Annotated in this window: 1 protein-coding gene; it reads left to right on the forward strand. The window is 38.8% G+C overall.

All coding sequences use genetic code 11. The annotated features are described in order from the left end of the window. The first annotated feature begins 518 nt into the window (after positions 1 to 518). Positions 519 to 1,847, forward strand: a complete 1,329-nt coding sequence (gene ltrA / locus P4V41_RS21570; protein ID WP_328087289.1) for a group II intron reverse transcriptase/maturase — start codon at positions 519 to 521, stop codon at positions 1,845 to 1,847. Positions 1,848 to 2,029: the final 182 nt, after the last annotated feature.

Genomic DNA, 2,029 nt, shown 5'->3' on the forward strand with positions numbered 1-2,029 from the left:
GGTGCGTGTGCGGCCGAGCCTAGGTCGTATCATATAACGGGTGGGATTCCCGTCGAGTAAGAACTAGCCATTCGCTCGTAGCGAGTCTTGGAGGACTAGAGGTAACTTTAGTCTTTAAGCGTAGACAGTTAGGTAGCGGGCCGAAAGCCAACTGGTTGAAGGGATTGAGCTCCATAATGATTGTAAATCGAGAGGGCTGATGCTGTACGCACTGCAGAAAGCTACATTTTATCCTTCGTTAAAGGCAAGAAGGGTAAAACCTCTCTGGAGTCATAGACCTTGGCACGTTATACACTGATATGATACGGCAACTCGGGAGACCCTACCGGTCTTTTTCTTTTTTTTAGAAGAGTATGGTGTACAAGCGATAACAAGCAAGGAAACCAAATGCCGATGTAGGGAGTCGGATAGCAGCGTAGTATCAATGAAGTTGGGTAATGCCGATGGAGAAAAGGCTGCTACCTAGTTATCACCCTTGCTAGGGACACATTTACTACACACAGAGGTAGGTATTATAAATGGAAACAAAACTACTAAGGATAGCAGAAATAGCAAAGTCTGACCCTAAAATGAAATTTACATCTCTTGCACATCTATTAAATAAACAAACACTAAGTCAATGTCATCATGAACTATCCAATAGGAAAGCCACCGGGATTAACGGTACGACTAAAGAGCAGTACGGTGAAAATTTAGAAGAAAACATAGAGGAGTTAGTAAGTAGGCTTAAAAACAAAAGCTATTGTCCAGTTCCAGTAAGAAGAATGTATATTCCGAAGCTCAATTCAAACAAGAAAAGACCACTAGGGATACCGGAATACGAGGACAAGATTATTCAAAAAGGCATTACAAAGATACTAAATACCATCTATGAAAATGACCTCCTAGACTGCTCCTTTGGGTTTCGTCCAAACCGTAGTTGCCATGATGCCTTGAAAATACTGAACTTTTATATTGAAAAGAGAACAGTAAATTATGTTGTAGATGTTGATATTAAAGGGTTCTTTGACAACGTTGACCATAAATGGATGAGGGAGTTCTTAAAACTGCGAATTGCCGACCCCAACCTACTAAGGCTAATTGGTAGGTTTCTTAAAGGTGGTTACATGGAGGATGGAAAGAAATACACAACAGACAATGGCACACCGCAAGGTGGAGTGATATCTCCGATACTAGCCAATGTATACCTTCATTATGTCCTCGACTTATGGTTTGAGAAAAAGGTGAGGAATCAGTGCAAAGGACAGGCGTACATTGTGAGGTATGCAGATGATTTTGTGTGTTGTTTCCAATATCAGAGCGAAGCGCAGGAATTCTTCAATTCATTGAAATTGAGATTAAAGAAATTTAACTTGGAAATTGCCGAGGATAAAACCAAAATTATTCCCTTTGGGCGGTTTGCGGGAAAAGTTGCAAAACAAAAGGGAAATAGTAAACCGGCAACCTTTGATTTCCTAGGTTTTACTCACTATTGCAGTAAAAGTAAACAAGGGAAATTTAGAGTGAAACGGAAATCAAATCGAAAGAAAGTCCAAGGTAAATTAAAAGAGTCTAAAGAATGGTTGAAGAAGAATAGGAATAAAGATATTCATATGATCATGGATAGATTTAGACGCTCGCTTATAGGTTATTACAACTATTATTGCATCACTGATAATATCCTAAATGTCAGCAACTTCAAGTGCAAAATCGAAAACTTACTGTTTAAATGGCTTAACAGAAGAAGTCAAAGAAAGTCCTTTACATGGGATAAATTCAGACTATTTCTTGATAAATATCCACTACCTTCACCAAGAATTAAAGTGAATATATATGAATTAAGAAAAGAGATTAACTATATTCTGTGAATGATGATTAGGAGGAGCCGTGTGCATTAATAGTGCAAGCACGGTTCTGTGAGGGGATGGAGTACAATTTACCGCAAGGTAGAAAGGCTCCGTTCTACTCGACTGATCCAAGATGGATTAACGCCTTTTTTATGAAACTTATTGAACAAATGTAACAGAATTGTGGAATGAATTACTAGTTG

The organism is Fictibacillus nanhaiensis (assembly GCF_036213205.1).
GTDB classification, from domain to species: domain Bacteria; phylum Bacillota; class Bacilli; order Bacillales; family Fictibacillaceae; genus Fictibacillus; species Fictibacillus nanhaiensis_E.

What these genes read in the sequence shown, in the direction of transcription:
- ltrA (WP_328087289.1), top strand. Translation starts at nt 519, where the DNA reads ATGGAAACAAAACTACTAAGGATAGCAGAAATAGCAAAGTCTGACCCT.